Below are 19,599 nucleotides of genomic sequence, written 5' to 3' on the forward strand. Positions count from 1 at the left end.
GCAGAGTGCTACGCGCACGCCCGGCGCCCAAGCGACGTCGGGCACCCTCCTCGGTCGGGTCTTGCGGCCCGGTCGACCAGCATCCGGAGGGACGTGCCACGCGGACTGGCGACTCCTGTCGTTCAGCACCAGGGCACGAAGGCGATTGGCTCCCAAGGCTGAGCAACGCTCAGGCTCGCTAAGCCAGTCAGAGACGCTCCCGAACGGTGAACGGAGTGTCCACCCCTAGTCTCTGTAGGGGTGGCCGCTCACCATCCGAACATCCGCAAGATCCACTTCCTCCGGCACTTCACCGTCCACAGACGGATCCGGTCCCAGCGGGTGGGCTTGCGGTGACGGCCCATGGGCACGCCCCCCCTTCCATGACACCGCCCAGTACCCGGTGGACGGTCCATCGGAGTTCGGGCCGGGCCCCGACGGCCGGGGTCCGGAACCTTGTCCTTGGAAGGGGGCGCCCCAGAGAACGGGGTCGCCGGACACGGACGCCATCGGCTCGCAACTGCCGTACGACGCGCATTCACCCCGAAGGCAACCGTGTGCACCCGTATCGCAAAGAGCGCCCCTACCTGGGAACTTGGGCACGCGAAGGGGCCCGTTCACCCATCGGGGTGAACGGGCCCCTTCGTCGGCTCAAGCCGCGCGCAGGGTCACGTCACCGCCGGTGCTGCGAGTCCGCCACCGTCACCTCGACCCGCTGGAACTCCTTCAGCTCGCTGTAGCCGGTGGTGGCCATCGCGCGGCGTAGGGCGCCGAAGAAGTTCATCGAACCGTCCGGAGTGTGCGAGGGGCCGGTGAGGACCTCCTCGATCGTGCCGACCGTACCGAGGTCGACCTTCATGCCCCGCGGGAGTTCGTCGTTGACGGCCTCCATGCCCCAGTGGTGGCCCTTGCCGGGCGCGTCGGTGGCGCGGGCGAGAGGGGAGCCCATCATCACGGCGTCGGCGCCGCAGGCGATCGCCTTCGGCAGGTCGCCGGACCAGCCGACGCCGCCGTCCGCGATCACGTGCACGTACCTGCCGCCGGACTCGTCCATGTAGTCGCGGCGGGCCGCCGCGACGTCCGCGACCGCCGTGGCCATCGGGACCTGAATGCCCAGCACGCTGCGCGTGGTGTGCGCGGCGCCGCCGCCGAAGCCGACCAGCACGCCGGCCGCACCGGTGCGCATCAGGTGCAGGGCGGCGGTGTAGGTGGCGCAGCCGCCGACGATGACCGGGACGTCGAGCTCGTAGATGAACTGCTTCAGGTTCAGCGGCTCGTGCGAGTGGGAGACGTGCTCCGCCGACACCGTGGTGCCGCGGATGACGAAGATGTCCACGCCCGCGTCCACCACGGCCTTGGAGAACTGGGCCGTGCGCTGCGGGGAGAGTGCGGCCGCGGTGACGACGCCCGAGTCGCGCACCTCCTTGATGCGCTGCCCGATCAGCTCCTCCTTGATGGGGGCCGCGTAGACCTCCTGGAGGCGGCGGGTCGCGGCTTCGGCGGGCAGCCCGGCGATCTCGTCGAGGAGCGGCTGCGGGTCCTCGTACCGCGTCCACAGACCCTCGAGGTTCAGCACGCCGAGGCCGCCGAGCTCGCCGATGCGGATGGCGGTGGCCGGCGAGACGACCGAGTCCATGGGGGCGGCCAGGAAGGGCAGCTCGAAGCGGTAGGCGTCGATCTGCCAGGCGATCGAGACCTCCTTCGGGTCCCGCGTACGGCGGCTGGGGACGACGGCGATGTCGTCGAAGGCGTACGCCCGGCGGCCGCGCTTGCCGCGCCCGATCTCGATCTCAGTCACGTCTGTGGCCTTTCCCTGATGCGTTTCAGCGTCTTCCAGTATCGCCGACCGCCGTGCCGGGGGGCGCCGGGACGCACTTCGGGGGCGGCCCCGGACGTTCCGGGACCGCCCTCGGACGAGCTTTCCGCGCGCTTCACGCGCGCGTGGATCACTTCCCGCTGTAGTTCGGCGCCTCGACCGTCATCTGGATGTCGTGCGGGTGGCTCTCCTTCAGGCCCGCGGACGTGATCCGGACGAACTGGCCCTTCGCCTGGAGCTCGGGGACCGTCCTGCCGCCGACGTAGAACATGGACTGGCGCAGACCGCCGACCAGCTGGTGGACAACCGAGGCGAGCGGGCCGCGGTAGGGCACCTGGCCCTCGATGCCCTCGGGGATCAGCTCGTCGTCGGAGGCGATGCGCTCCTGGAAGTAGCGGTCCTTGGAGAAGGACTTGCGGTCGCCACGGGACTGCATGGCGCCGAGGGAGCCCATGCCGCGGTACGACTTGAACTGCTTGCCGTTGATGAAGAGCAGCTCGCCCGGCGACTCCTCGCAGCCCGCGAGCAGCGAGCCCAGCATCACCGTGTCGGCGCCCGCGACCAGGGCCTTCGCGATGTCACCCGAGTACTGCAGGCCGCCGTCGCCGATGACCGGGATACCGGCCTCCCGGGCGGCGAGCGACGCCTCGTAGATGGCGGTCACCTGGGGTACGCCGATGCCGGCGACCACACGGGTCGTGCAGATGGAGCCCGGGCCGACACCGACCTTGATGCCGTCGACGCCGGCGTCGATGAGCGCCTGGGCGCCCTCGCGGGTGGCGATGTTGCCGCCGATGATGTCGACGCCCGAGAAGTTCGACTTGATCTTGGCGACCATGTCGCCGACCAGCCGGGAGTGGCCGTGCGCGGTGTCGACGACGATGAAGTCGACGCCCGCCTCGATCAGGCCTTGGGCGCGCTCGAACGAGTCGCCCGCGACGCCCACCGCGGCGCCGACGATAAGACGGCCCTCGGCGTCCTTCGCGGCGTTCGGGTACTGCTCGGCCTTCACGAAGTCCTTGACCGTGATCAGACCTTTGAGAATGCCCGCCTCGTCGACCAGCGGAAGCTTCTCGATCTTGTGGCGGCGCAGCAGCTGCATCGCCTCGGTGCCGGAGATGCCGACGTGGCCGGTGACCAGGGGCATCGGGGTCATGACCTCGTGCACCTGGCGGGAGCGGTCGTTCTCGAAGGCCATGTCGCGGTTGGTGACGATGCCGAGCAGCTTGCCGGCGCCGTCGGTGACCGGGACACCGCTGATGCGGAACTTGCCGCACAGGGCGTCCGCCTCGGCGAGCGTCGCGTCCGGGTGGATGGTGATCGGATTGGCCACCATGCCGGACTCGGAGCGCTTGACCAGGTCGACCTGGTTGGCCTGGTCCTCTATCGACAGGTTGCGGTGCAGTACGCCGACGCCACCCTGGCGGGCCATCGCGATCGCCATGCGCGACTCGGTCACCTTGTCCATGGCGGCGGACAGAAGCGGGATGTTGACCCGGACGTTCTTGGAGACGTACGAGGTGGTGTCGATCTCGTCGGGCGCCATGTCGGACGCGCCCGGCAGCAGCAGCACGTCGTCGTAGGTCAGCCCGAGTGTCGCGAATTTCTCGGGCACTCCGTCGACGTTGGCAGTCATGACACCTTCCCCAAATGGCCTTGATCGGTGCGGATGTCCATGCTAACGGGAAGCACGGGCGTCTCATTCCACAGTTAGCGATGCCCTCCGGCTTCATATGTTCGTACGAAAAGGAGGTTCCGCCTGTTCATATGAGGGCCGGTGGACAGGTCGCCGTGACCGGCCGGCGCGGGCACGGAACCCGGAACCACCGGGACGGCAGCGCGCGAACGCGCCGACGCCACTGATCGCCCCGGCCGGCGGCAGGACGCGCCTACTGCTCCGCGAGCGCCCGCAGTCTGCTCAGGGCCCGGTGCTGGGCCACCCTGACCGCGCCCGGTGACATTCCCAACATCTGACCCGTTTCCTCCGCGGTCAAGCCCACCGCGATCCGGAGCAGCAGCAGCTCTCGCTGGTTCTCCGGGAGGTTGGCCAGGAGTTTCTTGGCCCATTCAGCATCACTGCTGAGCAGCGCCCGCTCCTCGGGCCCCAGGGAGTCGTCCGGGCGCTCCGGCATCTCGTCCGACGGGACCGCCGTCGAGCCGGGGTGCCGCATCGCCGCGCGCTGCAGATCCGCGACCTTGTGCGCGGCGATCGCGAAGACGAACGCCTCAAAGGGCCGCCCGGTGTCCTTGTAGCGCGGCAGGGCGAGGAGGACGGCGACGCAGACCTCCTGCGCCAGGTCCTCGACGAAGTGCCGGGCGTCGCCAGGCAGTCGGGACAGACGGGTACGGCAGTAGCGCAGCGCCAACGGGTGAACGCGGGCGAGCAGGTCATGGGTCGCCTGCTCGTCGCCGTCGACGGCACGATGGACGAGCGCACCGATCACCGTTGTCTCGTCGTCGCGCATCGGTCCATGGTGCCTTGGCGTAGTCCGGTCCGTGGCACCGCGTCCGTAGTTGTGCACCGAAGCGTTATGAGCAGGTGCGCCGGAACTCATCTCCTGCGCCCTCCCCTTCCGCTCGATCGACTCGTCCCCGAGGAACTCCACACCTCCAAGGATGCGGCATCCGCGGCGAAACGAGCAGCGGGCACCCGGCGGGTCCCGTTGCCAACCCCGCCCACCGTGCGGTAGGCGGGGATCCGCGTAGCCCCGCGACGACCCACTTAGCGGACCAGGCCCCACCGGAAGCCGAGCGCCACGGCGTGCGCGCGGTCGGAGGCGCCGAGCTTCTTGAACAGCCGCCGGGCGTGCGTCTTCACCGTGTCCTCGGAGAGGAACAGCTCACGGCCGATCTCCGCGTTGGAGCGGCCGTGGCTCATGCCCTCGAGGACCTGGATCTCGCGCGCGGTGAGCGTGGGCGCGGCACCCATCTCGGCCGAGCGCAGCCGCCGCGGGGCGAGCCGCCAGGTCGGGTCGGCGAGGGCCTGCGTGACGGTCGCCCGCAGTTCGGCGCGCGAGGCGTCCTTGTGCAGATAGCCGCGGGCGCCGGCGGCCACCGCGAGCGCGACACCGTCGAGGTCCTCGGCGACGGTGAGCATGATGATGCGCGCACCGGGGTCGGCGGACAGCAGGCGCCGTACGGTCTCGACGCCGCCCAGACCGGGCATGCGTACGTCCATCAGAATCAGGTCCGAACGGTCGGCCCCCCAGCGGCGGAGGACTTCCTCGCCGTTGGCCGCCGTCGTCACGCGCTCGACACCGGGCACGGTCGCCACCGCGCGGCGGAGCGCCTCTCGGGCAAGCGGGGAGTCGTCGCAGACGAGGACGGATGTCATGACCGCCCTCCGCAGCTGATGCGCGTCACCTTGAGCCTCCAGGCTGGTACGAATCGTCACCTGTGCGGTCGACGCCCTCGGACGCCTGCCCGAGCGCTTGTTCTTTCAACCGCCTCCGCACTCTCAACGATGGTCACTCGAAAGAGTTACGGTGCAGCAAGCCATCTTCGGCACTGTACGTGAGGGTCCGGACACGGTGCATACATGCGCGGCGGACCCTCGAACTTTCATCACAACCTATGCCCCATTTAGCCGCTTTTCTTCCCGTTTGCTGGTGTCTGGAGCTAGATTCGCAATGAGTCATATTTTCATCTCCTAAGATCGTCGTTGTACGGTCAAAGACTCAGGTATCCGCCCAGAACGGCAACAAGGGGACACGCAATGGCAGATTTCTCCCGCCTTCCCGGTCCGAACGCGGATCTGTGGGACTGGCAGCTCCATGCGGCCTGCCGTGGGGTCGACAGCTCGCTCTTCTTCCATCCGGAGGGCGAACGCGGTGCGGCCCGGAGCGCTCGCGAGAACTCGGCCAAAGAGGTCTGTATGAGGTGCCCCGTACGCGCGGAGTGCGCGGCCCACGCACTGGCGGTGCGCGAGCCGTACGGCGTGTGGGGCGGTCTGACCGAGGACGAACGAGAAGAGCTCATGGGACGAGCACGGAACCGGCTGGTACCGGCGTCCACGAGTAGCGGGGGCAGCGCCACCTCGAACAACTGAAGGAACGTTTCTTCACCACGGGCACGCATGTGTGTGCCCTTTTTGAGGTGGGCAGCACACCACAGGGGGTCGCTCGGGGGGTGTGAACACACAGGGGGACGGCTTCGGGGGTTCGGCAGAGGCCAGGGGGTTCGGGCCGGTGATCCGCCCAGGATCGGGCTCCGGTGACCTATCGCGCGGCCGCTCGCGCCAGTTCTTCCAGCGTCGCTTCCACCGCCGGCACATGCGCCAGGTCGGGCAGGGTGAGCGCGACGATCTCCCGCCGCACCGCGGGCTCCAGCGTGACCGGGCGGGCACTCCTCGGCCGTACGGACTCGATGGCGAGCTGCGGCAGCACCGCCACGCCGAGACCGGCGCCGACCAGGCCCACCACCGCCGGATAGTCGTCCGTCGCGAAGTCGATACGGGGCGTGAAGCCCGCGCTCTCGCACGCCTCCACCAGCTGACCGCGGCAGCGCGGGCACCCCGCGATCCAGGACTCCCCGGCGAGTTCGCCGATGGCCACCGACTCCGCGCCGGCCAGCCGGTGCGCGGCGGGGACGAGGCCGACGAGCCGGTCGACGAGCAGCGAACGGACCACCAGGTCGTCCCACTCCTCGGCGCCGGCCGCCCCTTCGTAGCGGAACGCGAGGGCTATGTCGCAGTCCCCCGCACGCAGCTTCTCCACCGACTCCGGCGGTTCGGCCTCCTCGAGGGAGACCCGCGTGCCGGGGTGCGCGGCGCGCAGTGCGGCGAGAGCGGTGGGGACCAATGTGGAGCTGCCGCTCGGGAAGGAGACGAGGCGGACACGGCCGGCCCGCAGACCGGCGATGGCGGCGACCTCCTCCTCGGCGGCGGTCAGCCCCGCGAGGATGCCGGCCGCATGCCGCACCAGCGCCTCACCGGCCTGGGTCAGGCGCATCTCGCGGCCGGTGCGGACCAGCAGCGGCGTGCCGACCGACGTCTCGAGCGCCTTCATCTGCTGGCTGACCGCGGGCTGGGTGCAGCCCAGCTCGCGGCCGGCCGCCGAGAAGGAGCCGGTGGTGGCGACGGCGCGCAGCACACGGAGATGTCGGGCCTCTATCACGCCGTGAGCATAAGCGAACCTTGGGTACCGTGACGAATATTGCGTCGCCGCTTTGACCTTCGGTCGCCTACCGTGCCGGCATGAAGCTTCTGTCACTGAACGTGGGCCGGCCCGTGGCCGTCGACTACACCGACCAGGCGGAGGGAGTCACCGGCATCGACAAGCGGCCGGTGGACGGACCGGTGCGGGTGGCCGCGCCCGGGCCCAAGGGGACCGGCGCGAGCGGGGTGGCGGGGGACGCGGTGTGCGATCTGCGGCACCACGGCGGCGACGACCAGGCGGTGTACGCGTTCGCACGCGAGGACCTGGACGCCTGGGAGCGCGAGCTGGGCCGCGCGCTGCCGAGCGGCTCCTTCGGCGAGAACCTCACCACGGTGGGCCTCGACGTGTCCGGCGCGCGCATCGGCGAGCGCTGGCGCATCGGGTCCGACCTGGTCCTGGAGGTCACCTCCGGGCGTATCCCGTGCCGCACCTTCCAGGCACATCTGGGCGAGCGCGGCTGGGTCAAGCGGTTCACGCACCAAGGAGCGCCCGGCGCGTACCTGCGCGTGATCGAGCCGGGTGAGATCCGGGCCGGAGACCCCGTCACGATCGTGCACCGCCCCGATCACGATGTGACGGTGGCCCTCCAGTTCCGTGCGTCCACCACGGAACGGCATCTCCTGCCCCGGCTGCTGACGGCGGGTGACGCGCTGCACACGGAGGTCGCGGTCGCTGCACGTCAGTACGCCCTGAAGCACCCCGCGGGGAAGTAGCCCCGGTTCGCGGAGACCGGTCGCGGAGCCTTGGCGATGCCCGGTCCGGGAGGCGGACTCGGTCGTTCCGGGTCACTATCGTTGGCCCATGACAACGGCTCTGATTACGGGTTCGACCGCGGGCATCGGCGCCGCGTTCGCACGGCGGCTGGCCGCCGACGGCCACGACCTCGTCCTGGTGGCACGCGACACCAAGCGACTGGGGGAACAGGCGACCGAGTTGCACGACCGGCACGGCATCGAGGCGAAGGTGCTGACCGCCGACCTGGCCACCGACGAGGGCATCGAGGCGGTGGCCACGCGTCTGTCCGATCTCAAGAACCCCGTCGACCTGCTCGTGAACAACGCGGGCTTCGGCAACAAGGGCCGTTATCTCGAGGTGCCGATGGCGGACGAGCTGCGGATGCTCAAGGTGCACTGCGAGGCGGTGCTGCGGCTGACGAGCGCGGCGGCGGAGTCGATGCGCACCCGCGGCCGCGGCGGGGTCGTCAATGTGGCCTCGGTGGCGGCGTTCGTCCCGCGCGGCACGTACGGCGCGTCCAAGGCGTGGGTCGTGCAGTTCACGCAGGGCGCGGCGCGTGATCTGGCCGGGTCGGGCGTACGGCTGATGGCACTGTGCCCGGGATTCGTCCGTACGGAGTTCCACGAGCGCGCCGGAATGGGCACGGACAACATCCCGGGCTGGATGTGGCTGGACGCGGACAATGTGGTCACCGCCGCCCTCGCGGACCTGGCCCGGGGCAGGACGGTCTCCATCCCCGACCCCCGGTACAAGGCGCTGATGGGCGTGGTGAAGGTGACGCCGCGCGCGCTGCTGGGTGGGATCAGCTCGCGCACGGGACGCAAGTACGGGCCGCAGTAGTGCCCGGTCGGCACAGCGGGCGGCCCGGGTGCGGGTCGCGGCAGGACGGGTGACGCCGCCCCTCGGGTGGGAAACTGGGCGTATCTGCCGGACCCAGGGGGGCCGGAGGCGGCGTCATGACATTTGTGCAGCTCATCGACTGCAAGACCAGCCGGTTCGACGAGATGAACCAGCTCGTGGACACATGGCTGGAGCAGACCGGCGGGAAGCGGAGCGCGAGACACAGTCTGATCGGCAAGGACAGGTCCGACGCCTCGCACTTCGTGGAGATCGTGGAGTTCCCCTCGTACGAGTACGCGATGCGGACCTCCCGCCTTCCGGAGACCGACCAGATCTTCCGTGACATGACCGCCCTCTGCGACGGGATGCCCACCTTCACGGATCTGGACGTGGTGCAGGACGAGCAGCTGTACGCGGCCACCGTACGGCGGTTCTTCGAGGTCATCGCGACCAAGGGCGATCTGCCGCCGCTGGACGGGCTGCTCACCGAGCACTACCACGACCACGATCCCGCCAACGAGCAGGACGCCCTCGGCATGGACGCGATGCGCCGTGAGATACGGGTGTGGCGGGACGGCTTCGACTTCGCGTTCACCATCGAGGACCAGATCGCCGCGGGCGAGCAGGTGTGCACCCGGTGGACCTGGAACGCCCGGCACACCGGCGAGTTCCTCGGAATCCCGCCCACGGGCAAAAACGTCACCATGACCGGTACGACCGTCTTCCGGTGCGGAGCCGACGGGAAGATCGTCGAGGGCTGGTGGCAGTACGACCGGCTGGGACTGATGGAACAACTGGGGGCGCTGGACGCGCTGGAGACCTAGACAGGGCGAAGGCCCGGCACCCGAAGGGGTGCCGGGCCTCGCTCAGTACGGCTTGGCGCCTGGATCAGTGGGAGTGACCGTGGCCGTGGCCGGCCGCGGCCGGCTCCTCTTCTTCCTTCTTCTCGACGACCAGGGTCTCGGTCGTCAGCAGCAGGGAGGCGATGGAGGCGGCGTTCTCCAGGGCGGAGCGGGTGACCTTGACCGGGTCGATGACGCCGGCCTTGATCAGGTCGCCGTACTCGCCGGTGGCGGCGTTGTAGCCCTGGCCCTTCTCGAGCTCGGCGACCTTGGAGGCGATGACATAGCCCTCGAGCCCGGCGTTCTCGGCGATCCAGCGCAGCGGCTCGACCACCGCGCGGCGGACGATCGCGACACCGGTGGCCTCGTCGCCCTGCTTGCCAAGGCCCTCGGCCAGCACCTTGGAGGCGTGGACCAGCGCGGAGCCACCACCGGAAACGATGCCCTCCTCGACCGCGGCGCGGGTCGCGGAGATGGCGTCCTCCAGACGGTGCTTCTTCTCCTTCAGCTCCACCTCGGTGGCGGCGCCGACCTTGATCACGCACACGCCGCCGGCCAGCTTGGCGAGGCGCTCCTGGAGCTTCTCGCGGTCCCAGTCGGAGTCCGTGGTCTCGATCTCGGCCTTGATCTGGCCGACGCGGCCCACGACGTCCTCGGACTTGCCGCCGCCGTCGACGATGGTCGTGTCGTCCTTGGTGACCGTCACGCGGCGGGCGGAGCCCAGCACGTCCAGGCCGACCTGGTCGATCTTGAGGCCGACCTCCTCGGCGATGACGGTCGCGCCGGTGAGGACCGCCATGTCCTGCAGCATCGCCTTGCGGCGGTCGCCGAAGCCGGGGGCCTTGACGGCGACGGCGTTGAAGGTGCCGCGGATCTTGTTCACGACGAGGGTGGACAGGGCCTCGCCCTCGACGTCCTCGGCGATGATCAGCAGCGGCTTGGAGGAGCCGGCCTGGATGATCTTCTCCAGCAGCGGCAGCAGGTCCGCGATGGCGGCGATCTTGCCCTGGTGGATGAGGATGTACGGGTCGTCGAGGACGGCCTCCATACGCTCCTGGTCCGTCACGAAGTACGGCGACAGGTAGCCCTTGTCGAAGGCCATGCCCTCGGTGAAGTCCAGCTCCAGACCGAAGGTGTTGGACTCCTCGACGGTGATGACACCGTCCTTGCCGACCTTGTCCATCGCCTCGGCGATGAGCTCGCCGACCTGCTGGTCCTGAGCGGACAGCGCGGCGACGGCGGCGATGTCGGACTTCTCCTCGATCGGGCGCGCGGTGGCGAGGAGGTCCTCGGCGACCGCGGCCACGGCGGCGTCGATGCCCTTCTTCAGGGCGGCCGGGGAGGCACCCGCGGCGACGTTCTTCAGGCCCTCGCGCACCAGCGCCTGGGCGAGCACGGTGGCGGTGGTCGTACCGTCACCCGCGATGTCGTTGGTCTTGGTCGCCACCTCCTTCACCAGCTGGGCACCGAGGTTCTCGTACGGGTCGTCGACCTCGACCTCACGGGCGATGGTGACACCGTCGTTGGTGATGGTGGGCGCGCCGAACTTCTTGTCGATGACGACGTTGCGACCCTTGGGGCCGATCGTCACCTTGACCGTGTCGGCAAGCTTGTTGACGCCGCGCTCGAGGGCGCGACGGGCGTCCTCGTCGAACTTCAGGATCTTCGCCATGGAGCGTTTCAGTCCTCTCGAATGCGATCATCGGCCGCCCCCGCAGGACGGCCGCCATCGCGGTGAAGAACGAACCGCGCCCCCGGCGCCCGGCTGATCATCGGTCGCGGGGGCCAGGGGCGCAGCTCGAAGCAGTCTTCTTCGGTGAATTACTTCTCGATGATCGCGAGCACGTCGCGAGCCGAGAGGACGAGGTACTCCTCGCCGCTGTACTTCACCTCGGTGCCGCCGTACTTGCTGTACAGCACGATGTCGCCGGTCTTGACGTCGAGCGGAAGGCGCTCGCCGTTCTCGAAGCGGCCCGGGCCCACGGCCAGGACGACGCCCTCCTGGGGCTTCTCCTTGGCGGTGTCCGGAATGACCAGGCCAGAGGCCGTGGTCTGCTCGGCGTCCAGCGGCTGGACCACGATGCGGTCCTCAAGCGGCTTGATGGCAACCTTGGAGCTGGTGGTCGTCACGATCCGACCTCCCCCTTCGGAGATCTCACGGGGTCAACTGTCTGAGGTGGCGACCAGGTCGATCCGTCGTCGCGGGTGCCGGACCTGCCCGTCGCTTTGTTGGCACTCTCCAGTGGCGAGTGCCAGGGCCGAGACTATGACCGCGATTAGCACTCGGTCAAGCGGAGTGCCAGTCGCCCGCGTCGCGGCGTGGCCGGCCGGGGTCGCCGGGCCTGTGTCCGGCGTCCCGGGGCGGTGCCTCCCGGACGGCGACGGCGCCGCCTGACCCTCTTCATCGGCCTGAACCACCTTGTCCTCGAACGCCGGACAGGTCCGCGGAATGCCCGGCTCCGTACCGCCCGGGTCTCCGGGGCACGCGGGCTCGGCGCGGCGCGCGAGCGGACTACACGTAGTCCTCGAGGCGGGCCACCGTGAGCCCCCTCGCCTGGATGCGCCGCAGGAGATGGCTCGTCTCTACGGTCACGGAGGCGAGGGGACGGCCCGGCTCGTGGGGCCGGACGATGTCGCCCGCGCAGACGAACCTGCCCCGGCCGTGCCGCTCCGATGCCGTGCGCCACAGGACCAGGGCCGTGATGCCGCAGTCCGCCGCCGCGCGGAGCGTGGTGCGGTCGTAGGCGCCGTAGGGCGGGTGGAGCAGGTGCGGGCGCAGGCCGAGGCGCGCCTCCAGCCGGTCCCGCTGGCCGCAGATCTCGGTGTGCTGTTCGTCGTAGATGCGGCCGCGCAGCGGAGTGTGGTCCAGGGTCTGGTTCTGGATGGCCGCACCGGCCTCCCGGAGCCGTGCGACGTGCGCGAGCCCCGGCTCCACGGCGCGGTCCGTGAGGAACACACTGACCGGCAGCCGCAGTTCACGGACCATGTCGGCGAACCGGGGATCGTCCTGGACGCCCTCGTCGTACGTCAGGAAGACGACCCTGTCATCAGTGGGGACATGGTCGAGGACCTCTGGCAGCCCCGCTCCGGGCCGGCCCGCACTGCCGGCCCGGGGACGAGCCGGCCGGGGTGCCGGGGCGAGGGGGGCGGTGAGGCCCCAGTGGCGGAACGTACGGTCGATCCGCCTGTGCGGCCGGTGCACCTTCTGCGCCGCTTTCCTGCCCAGCCGCTCGATGGGGTCCACGGACTGGGCGCAGCCGGACAGGAGCACGACGGCGAGCGCCCCGGCGATCAGGGGCCGCACCTTCCTCGCCGAAAGCGGGGACTCGATCAGCGGCAACTTCACTGGTCCGCAGAGGCGCTTTACGCGCTTTTTGTACTTTTGTCGTACGGGCCGCATGGTGTCGGATCCTTCCAGCCGCGGACGGCCGCGGCGGGCCGACACCGCGGCCGGACGCACGCCGTCCACCGACTGGCCGACAATGATCCCGTGAACGACCTCTCCTTCGCCTCCCTTCTCACCCCCGAGGGCCGCGCTCTCCTGGACGAGGTGCGCGGCACCGACCCCGCGCAGGAGCTGGCCGTCGCGACCCGGCTGCGCCGTACGCACCCCGCCGAGCTCGTCTCGGCGGCCCTCGCACAGGCGCGGCTGCGCGAACGTGCGGCGGCGAAGTTCGCCGCCGAGGACGCGCAACGGATGTTCTTCACCCCGAACGGCGTGGAGCAGTCCACCAGGGCCGCGGTGGCGAGCCACCGCGTCGAGCGGCTGCGGGCCCTTGGCGTGGCCTCCGTCGCCGATCTGTGCTGCGGCATCGGCGGTGATGCGATCGCGTTCGCCCGGGCCGGGATCCGGGTCCTGGCCGTGGACCGCGATCCGCTGACGGCGGCGGTGGCACGGGCGAACGCGGTGGCGCTGGGGTTGTCCGCGCTGATCGAGGTGCGCGAGGCGGACGTCACGGAGGTGGACGTGTCCCCGTACGACGCCGTCTTCGTGGATCCGGCGCGGCGCGGCGGGCGCGGCAGGATCTTCGACCCGGAGGCGTACTCGCCCCCGCTGTCCTGGGCCGTGGCGACGGCCGAGAAAGCGCCGCACGCCGCGCTGAAGGTCGCCCCGGGCATTCCGCACGAGGCGGTGCCCGCCGGTGCCGAGGCCGAGTGGATCTCGGACGGCGGGGACGTGAAGGAGGCGGTGCTCTGGTTCGGCACACAGCCGGGCCACGTACGGGCCACCCTGCTGCCGGGTCCGCGCGTGCTGCACGGCCGCGGGCTGCCCGATCCGCCGGTGCGCACGCCCGGCCGCTACCTCTACGAACCCGACGGCGCGGCGATCCGTGCGCACCTGGTGGCGGAGGTGGCGAAGGAGCTGGACGGCGGGCTGATCGACGAGACGATCGCGTATGTGACGGCGGACGAGCACCGCCACTCGCCGTACGCCACCGCGTACGAGATCACCGACCGGCTCCCCTTCAACGTGAAGAGGCTGAAGGCGCTGCTGCGGGAGCGGGAGGTCGGGGTCCTGACCGTGAAGAAGCGCGGTTCCGCGGTCGAGCCGGAGGAACTCCGCAGGAAGGTCCTGCCCAAGCCGCACGGGCCCCACGCGCTGACCGTGTTCCTGACCCGGGTGGCGGGCGCGCCGACGATGCTCCTGGGGCACCCGGTCTAGCCGGAGTCCCCTGCCCGGCGGCATGCCTCCGCCCGTGCCCGCAGCAGCTCCCGTTCCCGTTCGTTGCGGGCGAGGCCGGCGGCGCGCTCGAACTCCGCGCCGGCCTCGGCCGTGCGCCCCAGGCGGGCCAGCAGGTCGCCGCGGACGCTCGGCAGCAAGTGGTAGTCGCGCAGGGCCGGTTCTGCGGTGAGACGGTCGACGATCTCCAGCGCCGGGCCGGGGCCCTCGGCCATCGAGACGGCGACGGCCCGGTTCAGCTCGACGACCGGCGAGGGCGTCCGCGCGGCCAGCAGGCCGTACAGGACGGCGATGCGCGCCCAGTCCGTCTCCTCGTAGGCGTACGCGTGCGCGTGGCAGGCGGCGATCGCGGCCTGGAGAACGTAGGGGCCCGGGGCGCCGGCGGCGACCGTGTCGGCGCGGCCCAGGGCGGCGATGCCGCGGGCGATGAGCAGGCGGTTCCAGCGGGCCCGGTTCTGGTCCTCGAGCAGCACGGGCCCGCCGTCCGGTCCGGTGCGGGCGGCCGCGCGGGAGGCCTGGAACTCCAGCAGCGAGGCCAGGCCGTGCACTTCGGGCTCCTTGGGCATCAACTCGGCCAGCACCCGGGCCAGCCGCAGCGCGTCCTCGCACAGGGCGGGGCGCAGCAGGTCGTCGCCGGCGGTGGCCGCGTACCCCTCGTTGAAGATCAGGTAGATGACCTCGAGGACGGACCCGAGCCGCGCCTCCCGCTCGGGCCCGTACGGCACCTCGAAGGCCACGCCCTGTGCGGCCAGCGTCCGCTTCGCCCGGACGATGCGCTGGGCGACGGTGGCCTCCGGCACGAGGAACGCCCGGCCGATCTCGGCCGTCGTCAGGCCGCCGAGCAGACGCAGGGTGAGCGCGATGCGGGACTCGGCGGACAGCACGGGGTGGCAGGCGGTGAAGACGAGCCGCAGCAGATCGTCGTCGATGTCCTCGGGGTCGGCGGGCTCGTCGATGTGGTACGGCGCCGCCTCCAGTTCCCGCCCGACCTCGGCGAGCTTGCGCGCGTACCGCTCGCGACGGCGGACGAGGTCGATCGCGCGGTGCTTGGCGGTGGCCATCAGCCAGGCGCCTGGGTTGTCGGGCACTCCGTCCCGCGGCCACTGCTCCAGCGCGGCGACCAGCGCGTCCTGTGCGAGTTCCTCGGCGATGCCGACGTCCCGGACGATCCTGGCGACGCCGGCGATCACACGGGGCGACTCGATCCGGAAGACGGTCTCGATGGCACCGGCGGGGCCGTCGGGGGGCGGGGCGGCGGTGGGCTGCTGTTCCACAACCCACCATGCAACACCCCCGGCGGCCGGGCGCCAAGGCGGTGTCACCCCTCGGCGATCTCCCGCACCTCGCAGGTCACCGTCCAGTACTCCTCGTGGACCTTCAGGAACCGGGTCGTCCACTCGATGGCCTCGGCCCTGTCCTTGCACTGCATGATCGCGTAACCGCCCACGACCTCCTTGGACTCGGTGAACGGGCCGTCCGTGACGGAGATCTTCCCGCCCTCCCAGCGCACCCGGGTGCCCTGCGCGGTCGGCGTCAGACCGGCGGTGTCGAGCATCACCCCGGCCTTGGTGACCTCCTCGATGAGCTCGCCCATCCGCTGCATCAGCTCGGGGCTCGGGCCCTCGGCGGGCGCGGTGGTCTCGTCGATGCGCACAAGCGACAGATAGCGCGGCATTGGTGTCTCCTCAGGTGTGACGGCCGGGCTCCTTCCGGCCTCTCACCCAGTGCGTCGAACGAGGGCGACGCGGATCGACACGACCCGGGGACTTTTTCGAAGAATTTTTTCCCGGAGCTGTTCGTCCAGGTCAGAGGCGCGTCTGCGGTCGGCTCCTCACCGCAGCGACGCCCACAGCTCGCTCGCCGTGGGCTCCTTCGCGACCACTCGGTTGGGGTTCGAGGGGGCCGTCACCACCGGCATCATCACCGTCTTCACGTTCTTCGCCGCCAGGCCCTTCAGGCTCTCGCCGAGGCGTATCAGCTCCGGCAGCGAGTCGAGGCCGGTGTCGGTGGTCAGGCTGCCCGTGACGGCGTCGGCGACCTGGTAGAGCTTGCCGGGGTCGGTCAGCAGGTCCCTCGAGGCGATCTGTTCCAGCAGCGCTTTCACCAGCTGCTGCTGGAGCCCTATGCGGCCCAGGTCGCTGCCGTCGCCTATGCCGTGGCGTGTACGGGCCATGGCCAGGGCCTGTTCGCCGTCCAGGTGGTGGGTGCCCGCCTTCAGATGCAGATGGCTCTTGTCGTCGTCGATGTCCTGGCCGGTGGTGACCGTGACCCCGCCGACCGCGTCGACCAGCTTCGCGAAACCCGAGAAGTCGATCTCCAGGTAGTGGTCCATCCGGATGTCCGTGATCGATTCCGCCGTCTTGACCGCGCAGACCGGGCCGCCCACCGAGTAGGCGCTGTTGAACATGGCGTTGTACGTCACCGCCGTCGCACCGCCCGAGCCGAGCGGGCAGGAAGGCCGGGTGACCAGGGTGTCGCGCGGGATGCTCACCACCGTCGCCGCGGTACGGCCCGCGTCGATGTGCACGACCATCGCCGTGTCCGAGCGGGCACCGGAGCTGTGGCCGCCGCCGAGTGCCGCGTTGGCCTCGCCGCTGCGCGAGTCCGATCCGAGGACGAGGATGTTCAGGGCGCCGCCGGGCAGGGGCGAGGCGGACGCGGAGGCCGAGGCGGCCGGGGGCGCCGCCGCGCGCACCGGACGGCCGGTGCCCAGCGCGCCGTCGATGTCGACGCTTCGGATGTTGTCGTTCAGGTGCCAATACGCCCAGCCCGCGCCCGCCACCGCGAGCACGAGGCCGCAGGCCAGTACGGCGCCGACGGCCTTGACCAGACGCGGCCGCCGGCCGCTGTGTCCCTCGGTGTCCCCGTTGCCGTCCCCGCGCTCGTCTTCTGAAGTCACGCGGAGGAACGTAAATCCGAATTATGGTGAGCAGGGATTCCTGAGCACCATTCTTCAGAAAATCTCACCTTTCTCGCCGGGGTCTCAGCCCGGGATCAGGCCGTGGCCACCGACTCGAAGCGCCAGCGGTGCACCGCCCGGGTGACGAACTCCGCACCTGGTTGGGGGAGTTCAGGAAGGTCGGCGGTGTCGTCCGCGTCCCACCAGGTGATCACGAGCACACGGTCCTGGGGCGCCCGGAACGTCTCACGGCGCAGCGGCGACGGCGTCAACTCCTGGGCCAGCGCCCAGGACAGCAGCTCCTCGCCGCGTCCGGCGACCGCCCGGGCCTCCCACATCAGCGCGACCGTCATGAGTACAGGTTCTCCCGGCTCACCTCGTGCACGTGGTCGTGGGAGTGCGAAGTGCCCGGCACATGCGGGTCCGTGACCGGCAGCGAAGAGTCCGCCGACAGGTCCCAGTCGGACGCGGACCGTCCCCTCGCGACCATCTCCGCGCCGAGCGCCGCGACCATGGCACCGTTGTCCGTGCACAGCTTGGGACGGGGCACCCGCAGCCGGATCCCGGCCGCCTCGCAGCGCTCCTGGGCCAGCACACGCAGCCTCGAGTTGGCCGCCACACCGCCGCCGATCATCAGATGGTCGACGCCCTCGTCCTTGCAGGCCCGCACCGCCTTGCGGGTCAGCACGTCCACCACGGCCTCCTGGAAGGACGCCGCCACATCGCGCACCGGCACCTCCTCCCCCGCCGCGCGCTTCGCCTCGATCCAGCGGGCCACGGCGGTCTTCAGGCCGGAGAAGGAGAAGTCGTACGCGGGGTCGCGGGGACCGGTCAGACCGCGCGGGAACGCGATCGCCCCCGGGTCGCCCTCCTTCGCGTACCGGTCGATGACGGGACCGCCCGGGAAACCGAGGTCCAGTACGCGCGCGATCTTGTCGAAGGCCTCGCCGGCCGCGTCGTCGATCGTCGCGCCCATCGGCCGGACGTCGGAGGTGATGTCCGTGGACAGCAGCAGCGAGGAGTGCCCGCCGCTCACCAGCAGAGCCATCGTCGGCTCGGGCAGCGCGCCGTGCTCCAGCTGGTCCACACAGATGTGGGAGGCGAGGTGGTTGACCCCGTAGAGCGGCTTGCCCAGCGCGTACGCGTACGCCTTCGCCGCCGAGACGCCGACCAGCAGCGCGCCCGCGAGACCGGGCCCGGCGGTGACTGCGATGCCGTCCAGGTCCCTCGCGCTCACCCCTGCGTCCTTCAGCGCGCGGTCGATCGTGGGCACCATCGCCTCGAGGTGCGCGCGGGAGGCGACCTCCGGCACCACGCCGCCGAAGCGTGCGTGCTCGTCGACACTGGACGCGACGGCGTCGGCGAGGAGGGTGTTGCCGCGGACGATGCCGACACCGGTCTCGTCGCAGGAGGTCTCGATCCCCAGAACCAGGGGTTCGTCAGCCATTGTTCTCGGTTCCTTGTAGGGAGGAGGTGCCCGCGGCGGAGCCGCCGTCGGGCGCTGTGGTCAGCCGCATCACCAGGGCGTCCACGTTCCCCGGCTGGTAGTAGCCGCGCCTGAAGCCGATGGGCTCGAATCCGAAGCGCTCGTAGAGCTTCTGGGCGCGCACGTTGTCGACCCGGCACTCGAGCATGACCTCGGCGCATTCGAACGCGGTCGCGGCCCGCAGCAGTTCGGTCAGCAGCTGTCCGCCGAGCCCCGTGCCCCAGTGGTCCCGGGAGACGGCGATGGTCTGGATGTCACCGAGGTCGCCCTGGGCGGCCAGCCCCGCATACCCGACGATCCGCTCGCCCTCGACGGCCACGACATACCGCCGCGTCGCCTCCGAGCCCCGGGAATGCGCCAGCTCGGACCAGAACATGCCCCGGGACCAGGTGTCCTCGGGGAACAGGTCCTTCTCCAGCTCGAGTACGGCATCGATGTCCCACCAGCGCATCTCGCGCAGCGTGGGCGTCACGGGTGCGGCCGTCACTTGGGGGTGACCACCTTGTAGTTCTTGGGCACCTGCGCGTCGGGGCGGCGCAGATACAGCGGACGGGGAGCGGGCAGTTCCTCGCCGGCCGCGAGCTTCTCGGCCGCCAGGGACGCCAGCGCGGCCGCCGAGACGTGCTCGGGCTCCCGCGCCTGCGGAAAGGTGTCCGGGTAGAGCAGCGCGCCGGCCCCGACGGCGGGCAGGCCCGAGACCGTTTCCGCGATGTCGGCGGGGCGGTCCACGGCCGGCCCGGTCACGCGGGTGCGCGAGTCGTCGTACCGCGCCCAGTAGACCTCCTTGCGGCGCGCGTCCGTGGCGACCACGAACGGCACATGGAGATCGGAGGCGTACGCGAGCCCGTCGAGCGTGCACACGCCGTGCACGGGGACGCCGAGCGCGAGCCCGAACGTGTCGGCGGTCATCAGGCCGACCCGCAGTCCGGTGTAGGGGCCGGGGCCCACGCCGACGACGATGCCGGTGACGGCGTCGAGCCGGGTACCCGCCTCGGCGAGGACCCGGTCGACGGCGGGCAGCAGGAGTTCCCCGTGCCGGCGCGCGTCCACCTGGCTCGACGAGGCGACGACGGACGTGCCGTCGTGCAGGGCGACCGTGACGGCGGGGGTGGCGGTATCCAGAGCGAGCAAGAGCACGCAAACAGCGTACGGCGCCCACGCCCGA

Annotated in this window: 20 protein-coding genes; 5 read left to right on the top strand and 15 right to left on the bottom strand. The window is 70.7% G+C overall.

Annotated elements, in window-relative coordinates; all coding sequences use genetic code 11:
* Nucleotides 1-652: 652 nt before the first annotated feature.
* The 4 genes from ACQEXA_RS23630 to ACQEXA_RS23645 all read right to left on the bottom strand — a co-directional run bounded on the left by ACQEXA_RS23630 (nt 653) and on the right by ACQEXA_RS23645 (nt 5,129).
* The gene (locus ACQEXA_RS23630; protein WP_432931560.1) at nt 653-1,777 is read right to left on the bottom strand and encodes a GuaB3 family IMP dehydrogenase-related protein; all 1,125 of its coding nucleotides are present in this window, start codon (nt 1,775-1,777) and stop codon (nt 653-655) included.
* 148 nt (nt 1,778-1,925) lie between these two features.
* Nucleotides 1,926-3,431, bottom strand: a complete 1,506-nt coding sequence (gene guaB, locus ACQEXA_RS23635) for an IMP dehydrogenase (RefSeq protein WP_432931558.1) — start codon at nt 3,429-3,431, stop codon at nt 1,926-1,928.
* Between the two features lie 253 nt (nt 3,432-3,684).
* Nucleotides 3,685-4,260, bottom strand: coding sequence for a sigma-70 family RNA polymerase sigma factor (locus ACQEXA_RS23640; RefSeq protein ID WP_030571403.1), 576 nt, complete (start codon nt 4,258-4,260; stop codon nt 3,685-3,687).
* A gap of 257 nt (nt 4,261-4,517) precedes the next feature.
* On the bottom strand, nt 4,518-5,129 hold the full coding sequence (locus ACQEXA_RS23645; protein ID WP_003948568.1) for a response regulator transcription factor: 612 nt from the start codon (nt 5,127-5,129) through the stop codon (nt 4,518-4,520).
* Nucleotides 5,130-5,510: 381 nt separating this feature from the next.
* On the opposite strand from ACQEXA_RS23645, the gene ACQEXA_RS23650 reads away from it, so the two are divergent.
* Nucleotides 5,511-5,843, top strand: coding sequence for a WhiB family transcriptional regulator (locus tag ACQEXA_RS23650; protein ID WP_390742939.1), 333 nt, complete (start codon nt 5,511-5,513; stop codon nt 5,841-5,843).
* A gap of 169 nt (nt 5,844-6,012) precedes the next feature.
* Here the strand turns inward: ACQEXA_RS23650 and ACQEXA_RS23655 are convergent, their stop codons facing one another.
* Nucleotides 6,013-6,909, bottom strand: a complete 897-nt coding sequence (locus ACQEXA_RS23655) for a LysR family transcriptional regulator (RefSeq protein ID WP_433130955.1) — start codon at nt 6,907-6,909, stop codon at nt 6,013-6,015.
* Between the two features lie 80 nt (nt 6,910-6,989).
* Between ACQEXA_RS23655 and ACQEXA_RS23660 the strand changes: the two genes are divergently transcribed.
* The 3 genes from ACQEXA_RS23660 to ACQEXA_RS23670 all read left to right on the top strand — a co-directional run bounded on the left by ACQEXA_RS23660 (nt 6,990) and on the right by ACQEXA_RS23670 (nt 9,350).
* The gene (locus ACQEXA_RS23660; RefSeq protein ID WP_432931553.1) at nt 6,990-7,664 is read left to right on the top strand and encodes an MOSC domain-containing protein; all 675 of its coding nucleotides are present in this window, start codon (nt 6,990-6,992) and stop codon (nt 7,662-7,664) included.
* Between the two features lie 88 nt (nt 7,665-7,752).
* On the top strand, nt 7,753-8,526 hold the full coding sequence (locus tag ACQEXA_RS23665; RefSeq protein ID WP_432931551.1) for an SDR family NAD(P)-dependent oxidoreductase: 774 nt from the start codon (nt 7,753-7,755) through the stop codon (nt 8,524-8,526).
* Between the two features lie 116 nt (nt 8,527-8,642).
* Nucleotides 8,643-9,350, top strand: a complete 708-nt coding sequence (locus ACQEXA_RS23670) for an ester cyclase (protein WP_433130957.1) — start codon at nt 8,643-8,645, stop codon at nt 9,348-9,350.
* 64 nt (nt 9,351-9,414) lie between these two features.
* On the opposite strand, the gene groL is transcribed toward ACQEXA_RS23670, so the two are convergent.
* The 3 genes from groL to ACQEXA_RS23685 all read right to left on the bottom strand — a co-directional run bounded on the left by groL (nt 9,415) and on the right by ACQEXA_RS23685 (nt 12,708).
* Nucleotides 9,415-11,040: a chaperonin GroEL gene (gene groL, locus ACQEXA_RS23675; RefSeq protein WP_432931547.1), complete on the bottom strand. Its 1,626-nt coding sequence runs from the start codon at nt 11,038-11,040 to the stop codon at nt 9,415-9,417.
* Between the two features lie 149 nt (nt 11,041-11,189).
* The gene (gene groES, locus ACQEXA_RS23680) at nt 11,190-11,498 is read right to left on the bottom strand and encodes a co-chaperone GroES (protein ID WP_019066754.1); all 309 of its coding nucleotides are present in this window, start codon (nt 11,496-11,498) and stop codon (nt 11,190-11,192) included.
* Nucleotides 11,499-11,880: 382 nt separating this feature from the next.
* Nucleotides 11,881-12,708: a polysaccharide deacetylase family protein gene (locus ACQEXA_RS23685; RefSeq protein WP_433134602.1), complete on the bottom strand. Its 828-nt coding sequence runs from the start codon at nt 12,706-12,708 to the stop codon at nt 11,881-11,883.
* A 150-nt stretch (nt 12,709-12,858) separates the two neighbouring features.
* On the opposite strand from ACQEXA_RS23685, the gene ACQEXA_RS23690 reads away from it, so the two are divergent.
* Entirely contained in the window at nt 12,859-14,031 is a 1,173-nt protein-coding gene (locus ACQEXA_RS23690) for a THUMP-like domain-containing protein (protein WP_432931545.1), read from the top strand.
* Here the strand turns inward: ACQEXA_RS23690 and ACQEXA_RS23695 are convergent.
* The 7 genes from ACQEXA_RS23695 to tsaB form a co-directional block, all read right to left on the bottom strand.
* Nucleotides 14,028-15,323, bottom strand: coding sequence for an RNA polymerase sigma factor (locus ACQEXA_RS23695; RefSeq protein WP_433130959.1), 1,296 nt, complete (start codon nt 15,321-15,323; stop codon nt 14,028-14,030). The genes ACQEXA_RS23690 and ACQEXA_RS23695 overlap by 4 nt on opposite strands.
* Before the next feature lie 44 nt (nt 15,324-15,367).
* Nucleotides 15,368-15,724 (bottom strand): YciI family protein, encoded by a 357-nt coding sequence (locus ACQEXA_RS23700; protein ID WP_360990603.1) that lies wholly within the window; start codon nt 15,722-15,724, stop codon nt 15,368-15,370.
* Nucleotides 15,725-15,880: 156 nt separating this feature from the next.
* Entirely contained in the window at nt 15,881-16,948 is a 1,068-nt protein-coding gene (locus tag ACQEXA_RS23705) for an LCP family protein (RefSeq protein WP_433130961.1), read from the bottom strand.
* 95 nt (nt 16,949-17,043) lie between these two features.
* Complete coding sequence (locus ACQEXA_RS23710; RefSeq protein WP_433130963.1) at nt 17,044-17,301, bottom strand: hypothetical protein; 258 nt, start codon at nt 17,299-17,301, stop codon at nt 17,044-17,046.
* Complete coding sequence (gene tsaD / locus ACQEXA_RS23715) at nt 17,298-18,395, bottom strand: tRNA (adenosine(37)-N6)-threonylcarbamoyltransferase complex transferase subunit TsaD (protein ID WP_359396357.1); 1,098 nt, start codon at nt 18,393-18,395, stop codon at nt 17,298-17,300. Before tsaD ends, ACQEXA_RS23710 begins: the two co-directional genes overlap by 4 nt.
* Nucleotides 18,388-18,885, bottom strand: a complete 498-nt coding sequence (gene rimI, locus ACQEXA_RS23720) for a ribosomal protein S18-alanine N-acetyltransferase (protein ID WP_432939452.1) — start codon at nt 18,883-18,885, stop codon at nt 18,388-18,390. The genes tsaD and rimI overlap by 8 nt, the downstream gene beginning before the upstream one ends.
* 32 nt (nt 18,886-18,917) lie before the next feature.
* Nucleotides 18,918-19,571, bottom strand: a complete 654-nt coding sequence (tsaB, locus tag ACQEXA_RS23725) for a tRNA (adenosine(37)-N6)-threonylcarbamoyltransferase complex dimerization subunit type 1 TsaB (protein ID WP_432931536.1) — start codon at nt 19,569-19,571, stop codon at nt 18,918-18,920.
* Between the last annotated feature and the right edge of the window lie 28 nt (nt 19,572-19,599).

The organism is Streptomyces sp. CA-106110 (genome assembly GCF_050936285.1).
Lineage (GTDB): Bacteria > Actinomycetota > Actinomycetes > Streptomycetales > Streptomycetaceae > Streptomyces.

Excerpts from the sequence above, each read along its gene's own strand:
- ACQEXA_RS23660 (WP_432931553.1), top strand. The coding sequence starts at position 6,990 with ATGAAGCTTCTGTCACTGAACGTGGGCCGGCCCGTGGCCGTCGACTAC.
- ACQEXA_RS23700 (WP_360990603.1), bottom strand. The coding sequence starts at position 15,724 with ATGCCGCGCTATCTGTCGCTTGTGCGCATCGACGAGACCACCGCGCCC.
- rimI (WP_432939452.1), bottom strand. The coding sequence starts at position 18,885 with ATGCGCTGGTGGGACATCGATGCCGTACTCGAGCTGGAGAAGGACCTG.
- tsaD (WP_359396357.1), bottom strand. The coding sequence starts at position 18,395 with ATGGCTGACGAACCCCTGGTTCTGGGGATCGAGACCTCCTGCGACGAG.
- ACQEXA_RS23640 (WP_030571403.1), bottom strand. The coding sequence starts at position 4,260 with ATGCGCGACGACGAGACAACGGTGATCGGTGCGCTCGTCCATCGTGCC.
- ACQEXA_RS23645 (WP_003948568.1), bottom strand. The coding sequence starts at position 5,129 with ATGACATCCGTCCTCGTCTGCGACGACTCCCCGCTTGCCCGAGAGGCG.
- groL (WP_432931547.1), bottom strand. The coding sequence starts at position 11,040 with ATGGCGAAGATCCTGAAGTTCGACGAGGACGCCCGTCGCGCCCTCGAG.
- ACQEXA_RS23670 (WP_433130957.1), top strand. The coding sequence starts at position 8,643 with ATGACATTTGTGCAGCTCATCGACTGCAAGACCAGCCGGTTCGACGAG.
- ACQEXA_RS23710 (WP_433130963.1), bottom strand. The coding sequence starts at position 17,301 with ATGACGGTCGCGCTGATGTGGGAGGCCCGGGCGGTCGCCGGACGCGGC.
- guaB (WP_432931558.1), bottom strand. The coding sequence starts at position 3,431 with ATGACTGCCAACGTCGACGGAGTGCCCGAGAAATTCGCGACACTCGGG.
- ACQEXA_RS23665 (WP_432931551.1), top strand. The coding sequence starts at position 7,753 with ATGACAACGGCTCTGATTACGGGTTCGACCGCGGGCATCGGCGCCGCG.
- ACQEXA_RS23650 (WP_390742939.1), top strand. The coding sequence starts at position 5,511 with ATGGCAGATTTCTCCCGCCTTCCCGGTCCGAACGCGGATCTGTGGGAC.